The 4,117-nt window shown below is 74.0% G+C and carries 7 protein-coding genes; 5 read left to right on the plus strand and 2 right to left on the minus strand.

Annotated elements, in window-relative coordinates; all coding sequences use genetic code 11:
* The coding region (locus tag KBX39_RS34235) for a DUF3263 domain-containing protein (protein ID WP_210872814.1) at positions 1-70 on the plus strand (70 nt) is incomplete at its 5' end.
* A 6-nt stretch (positions 71-76) separates the two neighbouring features.
* On the opposite strand, the gene KBX39_RS25015 is transcribed toward KBX39_RS34235, so the two are convergent.
* A complete protein-coding gene (locus KBX39_RS25015) occupies positions 77-289 on the minus strand; it encodes a hypothetical protein (RefSeq protein WP_013288875.1) in 213 nt (70 codons plus the stop codon).
* A 151-nt stretch (positions 290-440) separates the two neighbouring features.
* On the opposite strand from KBX39_RS25015, the gene KBX39_RS25020 reads away from it, so the two are divergent.
* From KBX39_RS25020 to KBX39_RS25035, 4 genes are all read left to right on the plus strand, one after another.
* Positions 441-1,343 (plus strand): hypothetical protein, encoded by a 903-nt coding sequence (locus KBX39_RS25020; RefSeq protein ID WP_064446736.1) that lies wholly within the window; start codon positions 441-443, stop codon positions 1,341-1,343.
* Between the two features lie 149 nt (positions 1,344-1,492).
* Positions 1,493-2,002, plus strand: a complete 510-nt coding sequence (locus tag KBX39_RS25025) for a GNAT family N-acetyltransferase (RefSeq protein ID WP_043327973.1) — start codon at positions 1,493-1,495, stop codon at positions 2,000-2,002.
* Between the two features lie 126 nt (positions 2,003-2,128).
* Positions 2,129-2,536: a hypothetical protein gene (locus KBX39_RS25030; protein ID WP_043327974.1), complete on the plus strand. Its 408-nt coding sequence runs from the start codon at positions 2,129-2,131 to the stop codon at positions 2,534-2,536.
* Positions 2,537-2,538: 2 nt separating this feature from the next.
* Positions 2,539-3,489, plus strand: a complete 951-nt coding sequence (locus KBX39_RS25035; RefSeq protein ID WP_113973545.1) for an SRPBCC family protein — start codon at positions 2,539-2,541, stop codon at positions 3,487-3,489.
* 4 nt (positions 3,490-3,493) lie between these two features.
* On the opposite strand, the gene KBX39_RS25040 is transcribed toward KBX39_RS25035, so the two are convergent.
* A partial coding sequence (locus tag KBX39_RS25040; protein WP_210872812.1) for a 26S protease regulatory subunit occupies positions 3,494-4,117 on the minus strand: 624 nt, incomplete at its 5' end.

Raw genomic sequence — 4,117 nt, forward strand, 5'->3', positions numbered from 1 at the left:
CGCCGATCCGGTGCTGATCGGCCGGCTGCGCCGGCTGCGCTCGTCGCGGGCCCGCAACCGGCGGCGCTGACCCGCCTCACTTCTCGTACGTGCGCAGCCCGTTGCCGATGGCGAAGAACGTCGGCGCCCACTCGCCGATGAAGATGCCCCAGCGGTCCGCCCGCGCCACTCCGGCGCGCTCCATGTGCTTGGAGAGGAACCAACTGGTGACCGAGAGGCCGATGCTGACGAACCCGGCGAGGTATGCGTGCTCCGCCCGGATGCCGCCCTCGTGCAACCGCTCCAACATCTCGAATCCCCCTGTCACCGGGACCGACCCGGTCGCGTCCGACGCTACCGAAAGCGCGGGAGTGATGACGCAGGGTTACCACGATCGGGCCGGTGGCGGATGACCTGGCGCGGGCCGGGTAGGCGGCCGGCGACGACGAACGGAGGCGACGATGGGAGCACCGGACCGCCGGTACGCGATCGGCAGCAGGCCGGCCCGCCCGGCCGGGGAGGCGCCGGTGATGCGGGTGCGTTCCGCCTCCGACCCGGCGCCGGGCCGCCCGGAGAACGAGGACGTGGTCTTCCGGATCGGCCCGCTCGTCGGCGTCCTCGACGGGGCCACCGTGCCGGAGGGCTTCGACACCGGATGCGTGCACGGTCCCGCCTGGTACGTCCGGCACCTGGCCGCCCGGATCGGCCTGGCGATCGCGGCCCGGCCCGCCGCCACGCTGATGAGCAGCCTCGCGGCGGCGATCCTCGCGGTCCGGGCCGACCACGGCGGGACGTGCGACCTGGACCATCCCGGCACCCCCTCGTCCACCGTCTGCCTGCTGCGGGAAAGCGGCGACCGGGTCGACTACCTGGTGCTCTGCGACAGCCCGCTGGTGCTCGACACCGACCGCGGGATCGAGGTGGTCACCGACGACCGGCTCGCGGACGCGGTGGCCGACCTGCGTCGCAGCGCCGCCGCGCTGCCCGACGGCGAGACCGACCCGGCGACCCGGTTCCGGCGGGCGACGACGGTGCAGCGGACCCGGATGAACCGCACCCACGGCTACTGGACGGCGGCGAGCGACCCGGACGCGGCGTACCACGCGCTGACCGGCACGCTTCCGCTGCGCGGTCCGGGTGCGCTGCGCCGGGCCGCGCTGCTCAGCGACGGCGCCTCCTGCGCGGTCGACCAGTTCGGCCTGTTCGACTGGGCCGGGCTGCTGGAGGTGCTGACCGTGGCGGGCCCGGAAGGGCTGATCGACCGGGTCCGCGCGGCCGAGCGGGACCACCCGGAGCGGCTGCGGCGGCGCAAGCGCACCGACGACGCCTCGGTGGTGCTGTGCGAGTTCGCTCCTCCGGCGTGAGCACGCTCACGCCGGAACACCCGGTCGGATGACAACGCAGCGTGAGGCGGAACACCCCGGGGGTACGACCGGCCGAGGCGGTCGGCCATAGCGGCAATCCGGGCCCAAAGGGGTGGACGGCCCGGACAGGTAGCGGCAGACTGCGCCTCGTGACGGGTGCGGTACGGCTGGAGCCGGTGGACGAGCGGAACCTGGAACCGTTGCTCTCCGTAGCGGCGGCGGAGGCGGAACCGGAGGACGTGATGCCTCCGGTGCAGGCGCCCGCGGGCTGGTCGCTCGCCCGCCGGGACGCGTTCCGGGAGTTCCACCGGGCGAACCTCGGCGGACTCGACGGCCCGACCCGCACCGCCATGTACGCGATCGTCTCCGGCGGCGAGGTCGTCGGCATGATCCGGATGACCCGCCGGGACGAGCCCGGCACTGTGGAGACGGGCATGTGGCTGGGCCGCTCCGCCCGGGGCCGGGGTCTCGGCGCCGCCGCGCTGCGGCAGCTGCTGCACACCGCCGCGGCGGCCGGGATGCACACAGTGGTCGCGGACACCACGCCGGACAACGCGGGCGCTCTCTCCGTTCTTCGTAAATGCGGTGCGGAATTGCGCGAGGAGGGCGGAGAAGTGCACGCCCGAATGTGCCTCGACTCGGCGCTGCCGATCCGCTGAAACCCGTTCTTGCAGCTCCCTGACGCTTGACGTGAAGTTTCGGCCGCCTTTTCCGTTCCCCTGAGGAAATGTTTTCCCAACGGGGTGACGGGTAGTTCGCGCCCCGGGGAGTGCGGAGGAGAGCGGATGAAAAGCGGAGCACGGGTGGCGCTGGCGGTGGGCTTCGGCTACCTGCTGGGTCGCCGGAGGAAGATGCGTACCGCGTTGACGCTCGCCGCGGCGGTCGCCGCCGGGCGGGCCAGCCAGCGTCCCGGCGGCATCAAGCGGCTCGGCGCGGATCTGATGGGCGCCAGTCCGCAGCTGCGCAACCTCGGCGGGCTGGCGCCGCCGCTGGTGGCGGCCGGGCGGGCCGCGGCGACCGCCGCCGCCGGCAGCGGCATCGACGCGATCGGCGGCCGGCTGCGCGACGGGGCCGACGCGCTGCGCCGCCGGAGCGGCCCGGGCCGGCCGGACGCCGAGCGTTCCGCGCCGGACGAGGAACCGGAGCTGGACGAGCAGCCCGAGGCGCCGGACCGACAGCAGCGGGGGCGGTGACGATGGCGACGACCGATCTGACCGGCCGGGTACGCGACGAGATCGGCGGCGAGCTGCGCAACCTCGCCGCGGCTCTCGGTGAACGGGCCGTCCAGGCGATCAGCGACCGGGTCACCGCCGCGACCGGACGACTCAGCGAGTACGCGCAGCAGGGCGGCGACCCCGGCCTGGTCGCCGCCGCCACCGGCGCGCGGAAGCTCGCCGAGGGCAGCTCCCCGGTGAAGGCCATGTTCCATGCCGGCGTGGCCGGCGGTAGGGAGAAGCTGATGGCGGCGTTCGGCCGCAAGGGCGGCGGCGACGGCGGCCGGAAGCTCAAGGTCACCAACATCGTCGAGACCATCGAGGTCGGCGTACCGGTCCGGGTCGCCTACAACCAGTGGACGACGTTCGGCGACTTCCCGAGCTTCATGAAGAAGGTCGAACAGGCCGACTGCGACGACGAGAAGATGACCTGGAAGGCGCAGGTGCTCTGGTCGCACCGGACCTGGGAGTCGACGATCGTGCGGCAGATCCCGGACCGGCTCATCCACTGGCGGTCCACCGGCGAGAAGGGCTCGGTCGACGGCAGCGTCAGCTTCCACGAGGTCGCCCCGGAGCTGACCCGGATCCTGGTCGTGCTGCAGTACCACCCGCAGGGCTTCTTCGAGCACACCGGCAACCTGTGGCGGGCCCAGGGCCGCCGGGTCCGGCTGGAGCTGAAGCACTTCGTCCGGCACGTGATGACCCGGACCGTGCTCGACCCGGACGCGGTCGAGGGCTGGCGCGGCGAGATCGAGGACTCCCAGGTCGTCAAGGACCACGAGACCGCGCTCCGGGAGGAGCGGGGAGAGACCGGGCCGGCCGACGACGAGTACGCCGCCTACGACGAGGGCAACGACTTCGCCGACGACGAGTACGCCGACGAGCCGGTCCTCACGGCACCGGAGCGTGCCCGCCGCCGCGACGAGCGCTGACCGGTCAGGACCGGCCGGCGGCGTACGACTCCAGGTGCGCGAGCTGCACCGGGTCCAGCGACGGCCGGACACGGTCCCGGGCCGCACCGACGTGCGCGGCAGTCACGGTGCTCGCGTTGAGCGACTCCCGCATGGCGGCGAGCGCCGCCTCCCGTACCAGCGCGGCGCAGTCGGCGGCGGAGAAGCCGTCCAGCTCGGCGCCGAGCGCGTCGAGGTCGACGTCCGGCGCGAGCGGTACGCCCCGGGCGGCGGCGCGGAGGATCTCCGCGCGGGCCGGCCCGTCCGGCGGCGGCACGTAGACCAGACGTTCCAGCCGGCCGGGACGCAGCAGCGCCGGGTCGACCAGCTCCGGCCGGTTCGTCGCGCCGACCACCACCACGTTGCGCAGCGCCTCCACCCCGTCCAGCTCGGTGAGCAGCGCCGCCACCACCCGGTCGGTGGTGCCGCCGTCGCTGGCCTGCCCGCGTACCGGGGCCAGCGCGTCCACCTCGTCCAGGAACACCAGCGTGGGCGCGGCCTGGCGGGCCCGGCGGAACAGCTCCCGCACCGCCCGCTCGCTCTCACCCACCCACTTGGAGAGCAGCTCGGCGCCCTTCACCGACAACACGTTCGCCCGCCCGGACCCGGC

The organism is Micromonospora sp. D75 (assembly GCF_018070405.1).
GTDB lineage: Bacteria > Actinomycetota > Actinomycetes > Mycobacteriales > Micromonosporaceae > Micromonospora > Micromonospora chalcea.

Excerpts from the sequence above, each read along its gene's own strand:
- KBX39_RS25015 (WP_013288875.1), bottom strand. The coding sequence starts at position 289 with ATGTTGGAGCGGTTGCACGAGGGCGGCATCCGGGCGGAGCACGCATAC.
- KBX39_RS25020 (WP_064446736.1), top strand. The coding sequence starts at position 441 with ATGGGAGCACCGGACCGCCGGTACGCGATCGGCAGCAGGCCGGCCCGC.
- KBX39_RS25030 (WP_043327974.1), top strand. The coding sequence starts at position 2,129 with ATGAAAAGCGGAGCACGGGTGGCGCTGGCGGTGGGCTTCGGCTACCTG.
- KBX39_RS25035 (WP_113973545.1), top strand. The coding sequence starts at position 2,539 with ATGGCGACGACCGATCTGACCGGCCGGGTACGCGACGAGATCGGCGGC.